The sequence below is a fragment of the Aeromonas sp. FDAARGOS 1419 genome, assembly GCF_019047045.1.
Taxonomy (GTDB): domain Bacteria; phylum Pseudomonadota; class Gammaproteobacteria; order Enterobacterales; family Aeromonadaceae; genus Aeromonas; species Aeromonas veronii.
Map to the genome: position 1 here is coordinate 1987514 of NZ_CP077209.1, position 14855 is coordinate 2002368.

The window sequence follows — 14855 nt, forward strand, 5'->3', positions numbered from 1 at the left end:
TTATCACCCCATATCCGGGAATTGTGTGACGCGACTCCCCTCTTTTTTGCGTTGGATCAACATATGACGGCGCCGAACTGGCGAAGATGCGCTTCGACATATAGCGACCATTTCGCGCCGGAGAGAGTTATGACAAGCCAAGCCACCGCAGGTGCTTCGACCTGCGACTACAAGCTGTGGGACATCCTCGTCGAGTCTGCAAAGGAACGCACTACCATTCGTTACTCCAAACTGGCCAAGCAGGCCGGGCTGGAGCAGTGCCAGGATGAACTGCGCACCCTGCTGCAACGCATCCGCATGTACTGCACCGAAAATAACCTGCCGATCCTCTCCGCCATCGTGGTGGACGACGTGGGCAAATACACTGGCCTCTCTTCCAGCCTGCCTGATGCACCTTGGGAACGGGCCCGGGTCTTTGACCATGAGTGGACCACCCTGCACTGATTGAGGTGCTCGATGATACCGACCAAAACGCGCCCGCTGGCGCGTTTTGGCTATCAGGCCTTTGCCCCCTTCTATTTTTCTCCTGCAATAGTCGATCTTCTCCCGCAATACCCAACCCCATCGGGCACGCCCGCCGCACTGCTTCTGATCTTGATCTCAAAATCGCCGTTCAGGTGTGACCAGTTCCGGCAAAACCCGCGAGCCAGACCATCGGCGTTGCCATGGGATTGCCACAATGCCAGAATCGGGCCCTTGCACTCTGTTGATTCGGATTTTCGGGCACGGCCACGGCCAGCGCCCACAAGAGAAGGACTCCCCATGGCCATCACCCTCTATGGCATCAAGAACTGCGACACCATCAAGAAAGCCCGCAAGTGGCTGGATGAGGCCGGTATCGAATACCGCTTTCACGACCACCGCGCCGACGGCCTGAACCCGGACGATCTGGACAGCTGGCTGGCAAAACTCGGCTGGGAAGCCCTGCTCAACAGCCGCGGCACCACCTTCCGCGCCCTGCCGGATGAGGCCAAACAGGGGCTCGACACCGCCAAGGCGCGCGCCCTGCTGCTGGAACATCCGGCCATGATCAAGCGCCCGCTGCTCGACCGTGACGGCGAACTGACCCTGGGTTTCAAGGCTGATCACTACCAATCCCTCTTTTCCCGTTAAGGACAACTAAGGACAACTGATGTCGGATGTCATCGCACTGGCCAAGGATCTGATCCGCCGCCCCTCCGTTACCCCCCTCGATGAAGGGTGCCAGACCCTGATGGCGGAGCGCCTCGCCAGGATCGGGTTTGTCATCGAGCCCATGGTGTTTGAGGACACCACCAACCTCTGGGCCCGTCGTGGCAGCGAGGGGCCACTGTTCTGCTTCGCCGGTCACACCGACGTGGTGCCCGCCGGGCCGCTGGACAAATGGCACACCCCGCCGTTCGAGCCGACCATCAAGGATGGCGTGCTCTACGGGCGCGGCGCCGCCGACATGAAGGGCTCGCTGGCTTCCATGGTGGTGGCGGTCGAGCGCTTTGTGGCCGAGCATCCGGATCACGCAGGGTCCATCGCCTTTCTCATCACCTCCGATGAAGAGGGGCCCTTTATCAATGGCACCACCCGGGTGATCGACACCCTGGAGGCCCGCAACGAGAAGATCCGCTGGTGCATCGTTGGCGAGCCCTCCTCTACCGCCGTGGTTGGGGATGTGGTGAAGAACGGCCGCCGCGGCTCCATCACCGGCGATCTGCTGGTGCGCGGAGTGCAGGGCCATGTCGCCTATCCCCATCTGGCTGACAACCCCATTCACAAAGCCGCGCCAGCGCTGGCGGAACTCGCTGCCACCGTGTGGGATGAGGGCAACGCCTACTTCCCCCCCACCAGCTTCCAGATCGCCAACATCTCGGCCGGTACCGGCGCCTCCAACGTCATTCCGGGCGAGCTGCAGGTCCAGTTCAACTTCCGCTTCAGTACCGAACTGACCGACATGGATATCCGTGAGCGGGTCGAAGCGCTGCTGGATAAACATGGCCTCGATTATCAGCTGAACTGGACCCTCTCCGGCCAGCCGTTCCTCACCGACACCGGCGCGCTGCTCGATGCCGCCGTGGCGGCCATCGAGGCGGTGAACGGTCAGCGACCGGCCCTGCTCACCACCGGCGGCACCTCCGACGGGCGCTTTATCGCCCCCACCGGCGCCGAAGTGATCGAGCTCGGCCCGGTCAATGCCACCATCCACAAGGTGAACGAGTGCGTGAAGGCAGACGATCTGGATCTGCTGGCGGACATGTACCAAGGGGTGCTGGAGCGACTGCTGGCATGACGCAGGAACAGCTGATGGGGCTCGATGAGAGCCACCTTATTGTGGTGGGGCGCGGCCCCCACCGCCTGACCCCGGCGGCGGCAGCCTCCTTCAACGACATGCAGGTGGCCGCCGCCCACGCCGGTTTCAACCTGCAACCGGCCTCCAGCTGGCGCGGTTTTGATCGCCAGCTCGCCATCTGGAATGGCAAGTGGCGCGGCGAGCGGCCACTGCTCGATGCCAACAGCCAGCCCATTGATGCCTTGCAGCTGAGCGATGAAGAGCGGCTACACGCCATTTTGCGCTGGAGCGCCCTGCCCGGCACCAGTCGCCACCACTGGGGCACCGATCTCGACATCTACGACCCGGACTGCCTGCCCGCCGACACCAAACTGGCGCTGGAACCCTGGGAGTATGAAGCCGGGGGCTGGTTTGCCGACTTGAGCGAGTGGCTCACCGACCATATGGGGGATTTCGGTTTCTTCCTGCCCTATGCCAAACCGGTCGGCGCAGACAGCGGCGTCGCCTACGAGCCGTGGCACATCAGCTTCGCCCCCGAAGCGGGCGAGCAGCAGCTCGACCCGGTGGCGCTGGCACTTTGCCTGCAACAGGCTGATATTGAAGGCAAGGCGACCATTCTGGCCAATCTGGACAAGATCCTGGCCCGTTACGTCACCTTGCCATCCACTGAATTGCCCTGCGATGAAAGGAGTAGCACATGAATCTCTGGCTCTGGATAGGGCTGCCACTGCTCTTTCTGCTCGGGCTGTTTCTCAATGCCATCAAAGACATGAAACGGCTGGAGAAGCAGTTGCCCAAATACAAGGACAAGATCCGTGAAGTGAAGGACGATGACGACGACTGAGTCGTGCCATCCGGGGGGCACCAGTGTGCTCCCTTCTCTTTGTCTGCTGTTTATCTCCTCCCCTTGCCTCTACTCCCCCGGCGTCAGGTTTCCATCTGACCATCACTGCCAACATCTCCTCTCACCCACTCTGCGGGGTCAGAAGATGGCGCGCGAGTGGTGAAAAAATGTCAAAAGATGCAAATTAATGCACGATTAAACCACACAAGGGGGTCTTAACTGCATATAATGTGCCTACTTTGCCGTTAGTCAGAAAGGAGTTCGCCCTTGGATGCAGTGACCATCAACAGTTTCTTTTTTGTCGGTGCCCTGTTGGTTGGAGCCAGTGTCCTGCTAAGTGCGCTCTCTTCCCGTCTCGGTATTCCCATTCTGGTCATCTTCCTCGCCGTCGGTATGCTGGCGGGGGAAGATGGCGCCGGCGGCATCCACTTTGCCGACTACTCCATCGCCTATCTGGTGGGCAACCTGGCGCTGGCCATCATCCTGCTCGACGGCGGCATGCGCACCCGGGTCTCCTCATTCCGGGTAGCGCTCTGGCCAGCCCTGTCGCTGGCGACGGTCGGGGTGGCCATCACCACCGGCCTGACGGGGCTCGCCGCCGCCTGGCTGTTTGACCTCAACCTGATGCAGGGGATGCTGATCGGCGCCATCGTCGGCTCCACCGATGCGGCGGCGGTCTTCTCCCTGCTCGGCGGGCGCAGCCTCAACGAGCGGGTGAGCGCGACGCTGGAGATAGAATCGGGCAGCAACGACCCCATGGCGGTCTTTCTCACCGTCACCCTGATCGAGGTGCTGGCCAGCAGCCAGCAGGATCTCAACGCTGGGTTTCTGCTGCTGCAGCTCATCAAACAGTTCGGCCTGGGTGCCGGGATCGGCCTTGCCGGTGGCTGGCTGCTGTGGCGGCTGATCAACACCGCCCGCCTGGCACCGGGTCTCTATCCGTTACTCACCGTCAGCGGCGGCCTGCTCATCTTCGCCCTCACCACGGCGGTGGGTGGCAGCGGCATCCTCGCCATCTATCTCACAGGTCTCTTGCTCGGCAACCTCTCCCTGCGCAGCCGCAGCACCACCTTGTCGGTGCTGGACGGCCTGACCTGGCTCAGCCAGATCGGCATGTTTCTGGTGCTGGGGCTGCTCGCCTCGCCCCACAAGCTGCTGCCCATCGCCCTGCCGGCACTGGCACTGGCGATGTGGATGATCCTCTTTGCCCGCCCCATCTCGGTCTGGATCGGGCTGCTGCCGTTCAAGAACTTCGCCCCGCGCGAACGCTGGTTTATCTCCTGGGTTGGCCTGCGCGGCGCGGTGCCCATCATTCTGGCGGTCTTCCCCATGATGGCGGGGCTACCCAACGCCCAGCTCTACTTCAACGTCGCCTTCTTCGTGGTGCTGGTCTCGCTGATTTTGCAGGGCAGCTCGCTGCCGCTGGCCTCAAAACTGGCGCGGGTGGAAGTACCGGCACCACCGTCCCCCATCAACCGCTCCGGGCTCGAGATCGATCTCGACAGCCAGTGGGAGACCTTCGTCTACCAGCTGGGGGAAGAGAAGTGGTGCATCGGCTCACCGCTGCGGGATCTGCGCATGCCTGCCGGCACCCGGGTCAGCGCCCTGTTTCGCGGCCGCGAGCTGCTCCACCCCTCGGGCAGTACCTGCCTGCAGGCGGACGATATCCTCTGCGTCATCGGCCACGAGCGCGATCTGCCCGCCCTTGGCCAGCTCTTTAGCCAGGCGCCGGAGCAGGATCTCGGCCCGCGCTTCTTCGGTGACTTCCAGCTGGATGCCGCGGCGCGACTGGTGGATCTCGCCCCTATCTACGGGCTGGATGTGAGCGAGGTGGCGGATCAGACACTGGGCGATTTTATTGCCAGCCAGCTTGGCGATAATCTGGTAGTCGGTGACAACATCGAGTGGCAGGGCCTGATCTGGACCGTGGCCGAAATGGATGAGAGCATTCCCGTCAAGATCGGGGTTCGTTTTCAGGAAGAGGATCCGGTCTAGACGACCGGCCCGTATCAAGTCCCCCAGCAAGAAGGGAGAAGAGTTATGCCATATCAGAGTTTGCAGTCCGGTCTGCTGCCCCCCTCTGCCAATCTGGGGGTGATCGAGGGCTTTTTTGGCAAGGGATGGAGCTGGCAGGCCCGTGCCCGCTACGCCCAGTGGCTGCCACGCCACGGCTACGGCTTCTATATCTACGCCCCGAAAGAGGATGGCTATCTGCGCAAGCACTGGGCCCTCCCCTGGCCCGAGCAGCAGCTGGCGGATCTCGCCGAACTGGCGCGCCAGTGCCGCGCCAACGGCCTCGCCTTCGGGGTGGGCTTGAGCCCCATGGGGGCGCATCACGACTATGAGCGCAAGCGCCCGGCGCTGCTCGAGAAGGTGCGCCTCATCGACGAAGTGCTGCAACCCGACATTCTGGCGGTGCTGTTTGACGACATGAAGGGGGATACCCCGGATCTGGCCCGGCACCAGCTCACCATCGCCCACGACATTGCGGCCCACAGCAAGGCGACCCGCCTCATCTTCTGTCCCAGCTACTACTCGACCGATCCGGTGCTGGAGAAGGTGTTCGGCGCCATGCCACCGCGCTATCTGGAGGAGATTGGCGAACAGCTAGACCGCCGCTTCGAGATCTTCTGGACCGGCCCCAAGGTCTGCTCGACCGAGTATCCGGCGGTACACCTCAAGCAGGTGACCGAGCTGCTCGGCCGCAAGCCCTTCCTGTGGGACAACTACCCGGTCAACGATGGCAGCAAGGCGAGCAGCTATCTCTATCTGCGTGCCTTCGAGAACCGCCCCGCCGAGCTGGCGGAGCTGCTCTCCGGCCACGCGGTCAACCCGATGAAGCAGGCGGCACTCTCCGCCCTGCCGCTCGCCACCTTGCCGATGAGCTACAAGCTCGGCAAGCAGTATGATCCCGACAAGGCGCTGCACGCCTCCCTCAACGCCACCTGCGGCCCGCAGATCTCGGCGATGATCGAGGCCGACCTGCCGCTGTTTCAGGATCTGGGGCTGGCCCAGCTCACCCCAGAGCAGATTGCCGCCCTCAAGGCGTGCTACCTGCCGTTTCGCGACCAATCCTGCGTTGACGAAATAGTGCGCTGGCTGGACGGGGAGTATGTGTTCGACCCCGACTGCCTGACCGACTAAACCGCCCCCTGCGGGGGCAGAAAGGAGGTTGTATGGATGCACACCTGCTTTACCAGAATCTGGCGGTGATCGCCGCCTTCTTGCTGATCTACAGCCTGATCGCGGGGCGCTTCGAGTCAAAACTGGTCAACGGCCCCCTGCTCTTTCTGCTGACCGGCTGGCTACTGGGGCCGGGAGGGCTGGAGCTGCTCTCCCTCTCTATCGACAGCGCTGGCATCAAGCTGCTGGCCGAACTGACCCTGGTTATCGTGCTGTTCAACGATGCCGCCAACACCAACTGGCAGGTATTGCTGGCCAACCGCCAGCTCCCCATCCGGCTGCTGCTGATTGGCCTCCCCCTCACCCTGCTTTGTGGCGCCCTGTTTGGCCACTGGATTTTCCCCGACCTACCGCTGCTGGAGATGGCCATCCTCTCCACCATTCTTGCCCCCACCGATGCAGCGCTCGGCAAAGCGGTGGTAAGCAACCCCGCGGTGCCGGCACCACTGCGCGAAGGGCTCAATCAGGAGAGTGGCCTTAACGACGGTATCTGCGTGCCTGTGTTGCTCCTGCTGCTGGCTCTTATCGCCCCCACCGAGGAGCACACCGGCACCGCAGCGCTGGCCATCACCCTGATGCTGGAGGAGATCGGTATCGGTCTTTTGGTCGCCTTCGTGCTGACCGCCCTCACCGTCCGGCTGCTGAAAGTCTCCTATCTCAACGGCTGGCAACTGCCGCTCTGGCGCCAGCTCACCATGCCGGGGCTGGCGCTGCTCTGCTTTGCGCTGGCCCAGACTCTCGGTGGCAGCGGTTTTATCGCCGCCTTCGTCGGTGGATTGCTGATGGGACGGCGCCTTGGCGAGCACAAGCACGCCTATATGGATAGCTGCGAGGGGTATGGCGATCTGCTCTCTGTGGTGATCTGGATGGTGTTTGGCGCCACCCTGATGCCCATCTTGCCGGAGCTGCTGCACTGGCAGTTCTGGCTCTATGCCGCCGCCAGCCTCACCCTGCTGCGGATGGTGCCGGTCTGGCTGAGCCTCATCGGCACCGGCCTCAAGCCGGAGCTCAAGCTCTTTATCGGCTGGTTCGGGCCGCGGGGTCTTGCCAGCATCGTCTTTGCGGTGATGGTGCTGCAAAACGAACCAGCCCTTATCGGCCAGCGCCCCATCATCGCCACCGTGCTCTGCACCATCATCCTGAGCGTCATCCTGCATGGCCTCACCGCCAACCCCTGGGTCGAGCGTTTCAAGTCCCGCTGAGCCACTTTGCTTTCATAAAAAAATGCCACCTTGCGGTGGCATTTTTCTTTCGTGGCATAGGTCACTGACGGCTCTTACCCGAGCGCCAGCCAGACCCCCACTCCCAGCATCAGGGTACCGGCGATGCGGTTCATCAGGGTGACGTTGCCGCTCTTGGCGAGGAAGTGGCGCAGGGTGCGACCGCCGCTGGCGTAGAGCAGCAGGCAGGAAAACTCGATGACCAAAATCAGCGCCACCAGCGCGGTGATCTGCGGCGCCATCGGTCGGCTGGCCGAGATAAAAGGAGGCAGCAGGGAGATCATGAAGGCCCACCCCTTGGGGTTGGCAATGGCGGTGACAAAGCCCTGCAGCGCCAGCCCCATGGGGCTGCTCTGCTGCCCGGCCGCGAGATCGGCCGGAATGGCCATCTTCCCCTTGGCCTGCCACATCTGGATGCCGAGCCAGATGAGATAGGCACCGCCCACATATTTGAAGGCGGCGAAGATGGCCGGGTAGTTGAGCATGATGGCCGCCACCCCGATCACCGAGAGCACCGACACCAGCCCGACGCCGATCAGCTCCCCCCACATCATGTGCAGGGTGCGGCGCACGCCAAGGCTCATCCCCAGCGTCATCGCCAGAGTCATGCACATGCCCGGGGTGACGGAGACAAAGAAGAAGGTGGGGATAAACAGCGCCAGAATGGCCGGATCAATCCAGCTGGACACGACAAACCTCCATGGCAAAACAGGGTAGCAAACGAGGATCAGGCAGCGGTAAACGGCGCCGGAATGTTATTTGAGCAAGCCTGTCATCTTGCCCATCCCGCGCTTTTCAGACAAGGAAAAACCTTTGCTTTCAGCATATTTCAGCAAGAAAAGGCTGTGACACCCCCTGTCGCGGCTGTGTAAGATAGCGCCTCCTTCATTTTCGGGGTTATGTCTCATATGTCATTGAATAATCTATCAATAAGAATTCAGGTACTGATACCGCTGCTGCTGGCCAGTCTGCTGATGATGGTAATGATTGCCATCAGCAAACAGGGTCTGGACGAAGCCATTAGTGACATAGATGAGACGACCCAGAGCGTGGTGCGCAACAAGGACGACATTGCCAGGCTGATCCACGCCACCTACCGGCTGCGCACCAGCGCCATCTACGGTCTCTACGACGCGGCCCAGTTTGCCGCCCTGCCCGCCAACCTCAACAGTGCCGAGCAGGAGATCACCACCATCCTCGCTCGTCTGGTGATCCCGGGTGCCGAGCAGGATAACCGTCAGGTGGCCGCAGCCCTGCAGGCCTACCTTGGCCACACCCGCAACAACATGCTGCCGCTGCTGACCCAAAAGCATCAGGGGGGTGGCGATGCCGCGGCGTATGAGGCCGCACGCCTCCAGTTCCGCGAGCTGGGCGAACAGCTCATCAAAGAGATCGACACCATGTCGGCCCACATCAACCAGCTGACCCAGAGCGAGCTGGCACAGGAGCAGGCCCACTACCATGCCACCCTGCTGCGCACCCTGCTGCTCACGGCCATCGCCCTGCTGGCGGCACTGCTGTGTGGCTGGTGGCTCTCCGGCCGCATCGTCAGCCCCATCGGCCAGCTGCAGAGCGTGATGCACGCCGTCGCGCAGGGTCGCTTCAACGTCCGCGCCAGGGTCGAGGGTGACAACGAGCTGGCCCAGCTGGCCAAGGATATCAACCTGACTCTGGGGCAGCTTGGCAGCACCATCGAAACCCTGACCGGCATCAGCAACAACGTCGCCTCCGCCGCCACCGAGCTGGCCGCGGTGATGACCCAGGCCGAAGCCAACGCCCAGCAGCAGCGCGGCGAGATTGAGCAGGTCGCCTCGGCGGTGACCGAGCTCTCCAGCACCGCCGACAACGTCAACCACAACGCCGCCGTGGCCGACGAGCTGGCGCGCGATGCCAACAGCCGGGTTGAGCAGGGGCTCGCCCTGTTTGGCGAGAGCATTGCCGCCAACAGCCGGATGGCAGGCAGTCTGGAAGATGCCGCCGCCATCGTCGCTCGCCTCAAGACCCAGTCCGAGCAGATCGGCAAGGTGATCGAGGTGATTCAGGGGATCTCCGAGCAGACCAACCTGCTGGCCCTCAATGCGGCCATCGAGGCGGCCCGTGCCGGCGAAACCGGGCGCGGTTTTGCCGTCGTCGCTGACGAGGTGCGGATGCTGGCGGCCCGAACCCAGGCCTCCACCAAGGAGATCCAGGCCATCATCGAGCAACTGCAGAGCCAGTCCCAATCCGCCAATCAGGGGGTTCAGGAGACGCTGGAGATCCTCGAGAACAACCAGCGCCTCTCCGCGCAGGTACAGGATCTGCTGAGCGGTATCACGGGGGCGGTGCGCCAGATCAACGATGCCAACGCCCAGGTGGCCACCGCCGCCGAGGAGCAATCCTGCGTTACTGCCGACATCAACCGCAACATCACCAACATCCACGAGATCGTGAGCCAGAGCTCCGCCGGCATCAGCCAGAGTGCCAGCGCCAGCAACGAACTCTCCCAGCTCGCCGAGCAGCAACGCAAGCAGCTGGCCCACTTCCAGCTGTAAGCGCACAAAGTGAACCAGACAAAAAGGCCCGCAAGGGCCTTTCTTGTTGATGGATCAATGGCTTTGTATCTGTTTTAAACGCCATTTTTTGGCTTGTGGCGCCATAAGGGGCTGGGCTGCCCTGTCAAATATCGGTATGGTAGAGGCACGTTACTCCCCCTCACGTGAGCACACCATGAGCCTGAGATTCAAGAAACCCGCTTTTATCGCCTTGGGGCTCATCGCCCTCATTTCCGCCGCCTGGCTCGACTACTACCTGCCGGAGCACACCATCGCTACCATCACCGGGGTCGAGGTGAAGCGCACCGACAAGGATGGCCCCATCAGCCAGAAAAACCCGGCTGACGGCCCCACCACCGACGTCTATTACATCTACACCGAGCGCCCCGGCGAGAAGATCCGGGTGTTTCGCAATGAAGATACCGAGTGGGGCTGGCCCTTCTACTTTAAGTTCAACGCCGCCGACGTCCAGGCCAAGGCCAAGTCGATGGAGTTCGAGAAACGCCTGGCCATCATCACCTCCTACGGCTGGCGCGTGAACATGTTCTCCATGTTCCCCAACGTCACCAAGATCGAGAGCACAGAGCCTGACGCCTCCACCTGGAGCTTCTTCCGCTGGTTCTGGTTCGGCCTCTGGGCACTGGTGATGGGCAAAGCCGCCATCGCAACCTGGCGCTACTTCGATCGTCTTGAGGATGAGATCTGATGGAGCCGAGCAAGACCCGCACCAGTTTCTACCGGCGGCTCTACGTGGCCTGGCTGATCAGCCAGGGCACGGATACGGTGCCCGCCATCATGGAGGCAACCGGCATGCCGCGCCGCACCGCGCAAGATACCCTGAGCGCGCTAGCCGAACTCGATATCAGCTGCGCCTTCGAGCAGACCGAGGGGGCTCGCCACCTGCAGGGGCACTACCGTATCAGCGACTGGGGGCCCATCAATCCGGCGTGGATCAAGGCCCAGCTGCAGCTTATCAAAGAGACGCTGAGCTATCCCTGATCCGAGTGTTATGCGCTTCACATAAACAAATCAGCTACATCTGCAAAAATTTAAAAGGATGAAAATTGAGCAAGGTGACTCTAAAAGGCTTCATTGTTGTGCCACAAGCTGAGTTAACTGCTGTTATCAATGAGCTAGACAATCATATTCGTTTGACGAGATTAGAGGATGGTTGTCTGATTTTTGAAGTCACGCAAAACGAAGAAAACCAGTATCGGTTCGATGTATATGAAGAGTTTAAAGATCAAACTGCTTTTGATAGGCATCAGCTAAGAGTTAAATCGTCTAAGTGGGGTAAAGTTTCTGTTAATGTTGAACGTTATTATGAAGTTACTGTGAGTTGAACATAACAAACGCCTCGAGAAGGAATGCCAACGCGTGCCGTGCCAGCCCCTTAGGCGGGCGAAGGGGAACAAAAAAGAGGGGCCAGCCGTCAAGGCTGGCCCCTCTTTTTTCAGGCAGATGGCGTAACAGGTCGCCCTACTCGGGCATGGCCGAATCCTCAAGCTCCCCGTCAGACTCGCCGCGGGTGCAGTCGATGATGGAGCGCTTGGGGTTGTTGGGATCGCGCAAAAGCAGAGGGGCTGAGCCCTCGTCATGCTTCTGCTCGTCGCCAAACTCGCTGCCGTAGGCGTTATGGGTCAACCGGCGGGCATTGGCGATGGGGGTATCGACAAACAGGGCATGCACTTCGAAGCTGGAGGCCGGCACGATAAAACCGACCACCGGCAAGCCGTGCAGCTCCTCGTGCACCTTGTACCAGGCAAAGCCGTCGCTCACCTTGTAGGGGGTGTAGTTGTTGAGCTGCAGATTGGCTGGCCGTCCCGTCTCACCGTCGATGTAGAGATCGTTAAAATCACAGGTCGCCAGCCCCTGCCACATCCGCTCGAATGGCGTCGCACAGCCCGTCAGTTGCAACCCGGCCAGCAGCGCCAACCCTGTCTTCCACATTCCCTGCCCCTTCTTGCAAAAAGTGAATCGGCGCTCAGCCAAAGGCCCGCAGCCGCTCGACCAGCAGATCAATAAAGCCTGCCCGATCCAGCCCCAGCAACACCAGCGCATTGGCTGGCTTGCCGGTCAGACAGTAGCGATCCACCACCGTCATCCCCACGGTATGCTCCCCGCTGGTCTCGATATCGACCCGGCACTCAACCCCATGGAACAGCTCGGGAGCCAGCAACCAGGCAATGGTACAGGGGTCGTGCAACGGCGCGCCAGCAAATCCCCACTTGGGGTCCCGATGGTAGATCATGAAAAAATCGAGCAGACCGGCCACACACTGGGCCACCGGATTGGTGATGGCGCGTACCCGCTCGATATCCTCGTCCATCACCTGCGCCTCGTGGGTCACATCGAGGCCGCACATGGTGATGGGGATGCCCGACTTGAAGACCATATCGGCCGCTTCCGGGTCCACATAAATATTGAATTCCGCCGCTGGTGTCCAGTTGCCAGCCCCTGCGGCGCCCCCCATCAGCACGATGCGGGCAATCTTGCTCTTTAGCTCGGGGTGAGCCGCCAGCAGCAGGGCGATATTGGTGAGCGGGCCGGTCGGCACCAGAGTCACGGGCTCCGCGCTCTCGCGCAGAGATCTGGCCATCAGCTCGATCCCCGTCATCCCCTGCGGTGCAAAGGCGGGATCCGGCAGTTTGGGGCCATCGAGACCCGATTCGCCATGGACGTTGTCGGCGATAATCAGCTCGCGGGCCAGCGGTTTCGGCGCCCCCGCCGCCACCGGAATATCGTCCCGCCCCAGCAAGGTGAGGATGCGCAGGGCATTGTTGAGGGTCTTGTCCGGCGTCTGGTTGCCCGCGCTGGTGGTGACCGCCAGCACGTCAAGTTCAGGGCTGGCCAGCGCCAGAATGAGGGCGATGGCGTCGTCGTGGCCGGGATCACAATCGAGAATAACGGGCAGTGCCATGGAGAGACTCCTTACAACATCAAAGGGAGCCCTACCTTAGCAAGCTCGCGGCGGCTGAACTCGGGAGGGGGTCACAAAACGGTTCCTGATTTTTTTCAATCAGTTATCTTCACTCTGACACAGCTGGCCAGCAGCAGGGCGCAATGAGGGGATGGTGTGGCGAGCATATCCGCTACGCCGATTCGCGCCTTACCCGCCACTTGGGTATGATGGCCCCCCGTTTTCTGCCCGTGTGCCCTATGTCCGTTATCGTCGACACCTTTATCGCCCCGCCCTGCAAGGCCACCATCGAGATCCTGTTTGAGGATGAGCATCTGCTGCTCATCAACAAGCCGAGCGGCCTGCTGAGCCTCTCGGGCAAAAATCCGCAGAACCTCGACTCGGTGCACTATCGACTGGTGCAGGATTTCCCCGGCTGCACCCTGGTGCATCGCCTCGATTTTGGCACCTCAGGCATCATGGTAGTGGCCAAAAACAAGGCCATCAATGCCCTGCTCTGCCAGCAGTTCAGTCAGCGGGCGGTGAGCAAGGCCTACAGCGCCCTGCTGTGCGGTCATCTGGCCAGTGATGAAGGGATTATCGACGCCCCCATCGCCAAGGATCCGGCCATTTTCCCGCTGATGAAGATCTGCGCCGCCAGCGGCAAACCCGCCCGCTCCCGCTATCAGGTGATTGAGCGGCTGGCGCAGCAGATACAGGGGCAGACCGTGCCACTGACCCGGGTACGACTGGTGCCAGAGACCGGCCGCACCCATCAGCTGCGCATTCACAGCCAGCTGCTGGGCCACCCCATTCTCGGCTGCGATCTCTATGGTGGCCTGCTGCCACCCGGCTGCAAACAGGCGCCGCGGCTGATGCTGCATGCCAGCGAGCTGGATTTTGCTCATCCGGTGAGCGGCGAGCCGATGCAGATCCGCTGTGCGCCTGCGTTTTAGAGGCAATCAGTAGAGACAAACAGCGCGAGTGCGACGGGATCAGTGAAAGGGGTGACGGGAGAGGAAAAGCGGCAAACGGCGGATAAAGATAGGGGCCGCGCTTTCGCAACGGCCCCCACCCCCCACTCTTTGTGGTGCTATCAGATCAGCTTGCGGGCAGCGCCCAGTACGATCTTGATGGCATCAGATTCGGTCTTCGCCATGGTCTCGGCGTTCGGGATCTCTTGCTGGGTACGGTTGACGATAACACCAGCTACCATACCGGCACGCAGGCCCTGGCTGGAGCACATGGTCAGCAGGGTTGCGGACTCCATCTCATAGTTCAGCACGCCCATGGCTTGCCACTCTTTCATGGAACCCTGGAAACGGCTCACTACGCGGCCGGAAACTGTGTCGTAACGCTCCTGACCCGGGTAGAAGGTGTCAGAGGAGGCAGTCACACCGATGTGCAGCTTGGAGCCCATCTCTTTGGCGGTGTTCACCAGCGCGGTGGTGCAGTCGAAGTCGGCAACAGCCGGGAACTCCATCGGTGCGAAGTGGAGGCTGGCACCGTCGAGGCGCACGGAACCGGTGGTCACGATCACGTCACCCACGTTCAGGTGCGGCTGGATGGCGCCGGTGGTGCCGATACGCAGGAAGGTGCGGATACCCAGCTGGGCCAGCTCTTCTACCGCGATGGAGGTGGACGGACCACCAATACCGGTAGAGCAGATAATCACGGCCTTGCCGTCCATCTCGCCGCGCCAGGTAGTGAATTCACGATGGCTGGCCAGGTGCACCGGGTTATCCAACAGCTCTGCGATACGCTTCACGCGCTCGGGGTCACCGGGGACGATCGCCAGGGTGGCGCCTTGCAGATCCGCTTTCTTCAAACCCAAGTGAAATACATCAGACATATTGGACTCCTGGTTGCCCCCTGCCAGCATGGTCAGGGCACAAGTTAAGATGATTCTTTATGATAC

General features: G+C 61.5%; 17 protein-coding genes. 13 read left to right on the forward strand and 4 right to left on the reverse strand.

Features of this window, described 5'->3' with window-relative positions; translation table 11 throughout:
* Positions 1 to 129: 129 nt before the first annotated feature.
* The 8 genes from I6L49_RS08815 to I6L49_RS08850 all read left to right on the forward strand — a co-directional run bounded on the left by I6L49_RS08815 (position 130) and on the right by I6L49_RS08850 (position 7489).
* Positions 130 to 444 (forward strand): hypothetical protein, encoded by a 315-nt coding sequence (locus tag I6L49_RS08815; protein ID WP_005337929.1) that lies wholly within the window; start codon positions 130 to 132, stop codon positions 442 to 444.
* 318 nt (positions 445 to 762) lie between these two features.
* Positions 763 to 1113, forward strand: a complete 351-nt coding sequence (locus tag I6L49_RS08820; protein ID WP_216951280.1) for an ArsC family reductase — start codon at positions 763 to 765, stop codon at positions 1111 to 1113.
* Positions 1114 to 1132: 19 nt separating this feature from the next.
* Complete coding sequence (gene dapE / locus I6L49_RS08825; protein ID WP_216951283.1) at positions 1133 to 2260, forward strand: succinyl-diaminopimelate desuccinylase; 1128 nt, start codon at positions 1133 to 1135, stop codon at positions 2258 to 2260.
* Entirely contained in the window at positions 2257 to 2961 is a 705-nt protein-coding gene (locus tag I6L49_RS08830) for a M15 family metallopeptidase (RefSeq protein ID WP_216951285.1), read from the forward strand. The genes dapE and I6L49_RS08830 overlap by 4 nt, the downstream gene beginning before the upstream one ends.
* Complete coding sequence (locus I6L49_RS08835) at positions 2958 to 3104, forward strand: hypothetical protein (protein ID WP_104015276.1); 147 nt, start codon at positions 2958 to 2960, stop codon at positions 3102 to 3104. Before I6L49_RS08830 ends, I6L49_RS08835 begins: the two co-directional genes overlap by 4 nt.
* Positions 3105 to 3371: 267 nt before the next feature.
* Positions 3372 to 5099 (forward strand): potassium/proton antiporter, encoded by a 1728-nt coding sequence (locus I6L49_RS08840; protein ID WP_216951287.1) that lies wholly within the window; start codon positions 3372 to 3374, stop codon positions 5097 to 5099.
* Between the two features lie 45 nt (positions 5100 to 5144).
* Entirely contained in the window at positions 5145 to 6248 is a 1104-nt protein-coding gene (locus I6L49_RS08845; RefSeq protein WP_216951289.1) for a beta-N-acetylglucosaminidase domain-containing protein, read from the forward strand.
* A 32-nt stretch (positions 6249 to 6280) separates the two neighbouring features.
* A complete protein-coding gene (locus I6L49_RS08850) occupies positions 6281 to 7489 on the forward strand; it encodes a sodium:proton antiporter (RefSeq protein WP_216951291.1) in 1209 nt (402 codons plus the stop codon).
* A 74-nt stretch (positions 7490 to 7563) separates the two neighbouring features.
* Here the strand turns inward: I6L49_RS08850 and I6L49_RS08855 are convergent, their stop codons facing one another.
* Positions 7564 to 8196 (reverse strand): LysE family translocator, encoded by a 633-nt coding sequence (locus I6L49_RS08855; protein ID WP_124243214.1) that lies wholly within the window; start codon positions 8194 to 8196, stop codon positions 7564 to 7566.
* A 219-nt stretch (positions 8197 to 8415) separates the two neighbouring features.
* Here I6L49_RS08855 and I6L49_RS08860 point away from each other — a divergent pair, with 219 nt between their 5' ends.
* The 4 genes from I6L49_RS08860 (at position 8416) to I6L49_RS08875 (ending at position 11381) form a co-directional block, all read left to right on the forward strand.
* Positions 8416 to 10038, forward strand: coding sequence for a methyl-accepting chemotaxis protein (locus I6L49_RS08860; protein ID WP_216951293.1), 1623 nt, complete (start codon positions 8416 to 8418; stop codon positions 10036 to 10038).
* A gap of 175 nt (positions 10039 to 10213) precedes the next feature.
* A complete protein-coding gene (locus I6L49_RS08865) occupies positions 10214 to 10744 on the forward strand; it encodes a DUF1523 family protein (protein WP_005337948.1) in 531 nt (176 codons plus the stop codon).
* Entirely contained in the window at positions 10744 to 11037 is a 294-nt protein-coding gene (locus tag I6L49_RS08870; protein ID WP_302054413.1) for a winged helix-turn-helix domain-containing protein, read from the forward strand. The genes I6L49_RS08865 and I6L49_RS08870 overlap by 1 nt, the downstream gene beginning before the upstream one ends.
* Positions 11038 to 11111: 74 nt before the next feature.
* Complete coding sequence (locus I6L49_RS08875) at positions 11112 to 11381, forward strand: putative quinol monooxygenase (protein WP_227016197.1); 270 nt, start codon at positions 11112 to 11114, stop codon at positions 11379 to 11381.
* A gap of 136 nt (positions 11382 to 11517) precedes the next feature.
* Here I6L49_RS08875 and I6L49_RS08880 read toward each other — a convergent pair whose 3' ends face one another.
* Both I6L49_RS08880 and rihA read right to left on the reverse strand, forming a co-directional pair.
* On the reverse strand, positions 11518 to 11988 hold the full coding sequence (locus I6L49_RS08880) for a hypothetical protein (protein ID WP_064338349.1): 471 nt from the start codon (positions 11986 to 11988) through the stop codon (positions 11518 to 11520).
* 34 nt (positions 11989 to 12022) lie between these two features.
* Positions 12023 to 12958 (reverse strand): pyrimidine-specific ribonucleoside hydrolase RihA, encoded by a 936-nt coding sequence (gene rihA, locus I6L49_RS08885; protein ID WP_216951295.1) that lies wholly within the window; start codon positions 12956 to 12958, stop codon positions 12023 to 12025.
* A gap of 239 nt (positions 12959 to 13197) precedes the next feature.
* Here rihA and I6L49_RS08890 point away from each other — a divergent pair, with 239 nt between their 5' ends.
* Positions 13198 to 13893: an RluA family pseudouridine synthase gene (locus I6L49_RS08890; protein WP_216951631.1), complete on the forward strand. Its 696-nt coding sequence runs from the start codon at positions 13198 to 13200 to the stop codon at positions 13891 to 13893.
* A 140-nt stretch (positions 13894 to 14033) separates the two neighbouring features.
* On the opposite strand, the gene udp is transcribed toward I6L49_RS08890, so the two are convergent.
* Positions 14034 to 14789 carry a uridine phosphorylase gene (gene udp / locus I6L49_RS08895; RefSeq protein WP_005337975.1) on the reverse strand — a complete coding sequence of 252 codons (756 nt, stop codon included), beginning with the start codon at positions 14787 to 14789 and terminating at the stop codon, positions 14034 to 14036.
* Positions 14790 to 14855 lie beyond the last annotated feature (66 nt).

Coding starts and splice junctions, on each gene's coding strand:
- I6L49_RS08815 (WP_005337929.1), top strand. CDS start 130: ATGACAAGCCAAGCCACCGCAGGTGCTTCGACCTGCGACTACAAGCTG.
- I6L49_RS08820 (WP_216951280.1), top strand. CDS start 763: ATGGCCATCACCCTCTATGGCATCAAGAACTGCGACACCATCAAGAAA.
- dapE (WP_216951283.1), top strand. CDS start 1,133: ATGTCGGATGTCATCGCACTGGCCAAGGATCTGATCCGCCGCCCCTCC.
- I6L49_RS08830 (WP_216951285.1), top strand. CDS start 2,257: ATGACGCAGGAACAGCTGATGGGGCTCGATGAGAGCCACCTTATTGTG.
- I6L49_RS08835 (WP_104015276.1), top strand. CDS start 2,958: ATGAATCTCTGGCTCTGGATAGGGCTGCCACTGCTCTTTCTGCTCGGG.
- I6L49_RS08845 (WP_216951289.1), top strand. CDS start 5,145: ATGCCATATCAGAGTTTGCAGTCCGGTCTGCTGCCCCCCTCTGCCAAT.
- I6L49_RS08850 (WP_216951291.1), top strand. CDS start 6,281: ATGGATGCACACCTGCTTTACCAGAATCTGGCGGTGATCGCCGCCTTC.
- I6L49_RS08860 (WP_216951293.1), top strand. CDS start 8,416: ATGTCATTGAATAATCTATCAATAAGAATTCAGGTACTGATACCGCTG.
- I6L49_RS08865 (WP_005337948.1), top strand. CDS start 10,214: ATGAGCCTGAGATTCAAGAAACCCGCTTTTATCGCCTTGGGGCTCATC.
- I6L49_RS08870 (WP_302054413.1), top strand. CDS start 10,744: ATGGAGCCGAGCAAGACCCGCACCAGTTTCTACCGGCGGCTCTACGTG.
- I6L49_RS08880 (WP_064338349.1), bottom strand. CDS start 11,988: ATGTGGAAGACAGGGTTGGCGCTGCTGGCCGGGTTGCAACTGACGGGC.
- rihA (WP_216951295.1), bottom strand. CDS start 12,958: ATGGCACTGCCCGTTATTCTCGATTGTGATCCCGGCCACGACGACGCC.
- I6L49_RS08890 (WP_216951631.1), top strand. CDS start 13,198: ATGTCCGTTATCGTCGACACCTTTATCGCCCCGCCCTGCAAGGCCACC.
- udp (WP_005337975.1), bottom strand. CDS start 14,789: ATGTCTGATGTATTTCACTTGGGTTTGAAGAAAGCGGATCTGCAAGGC.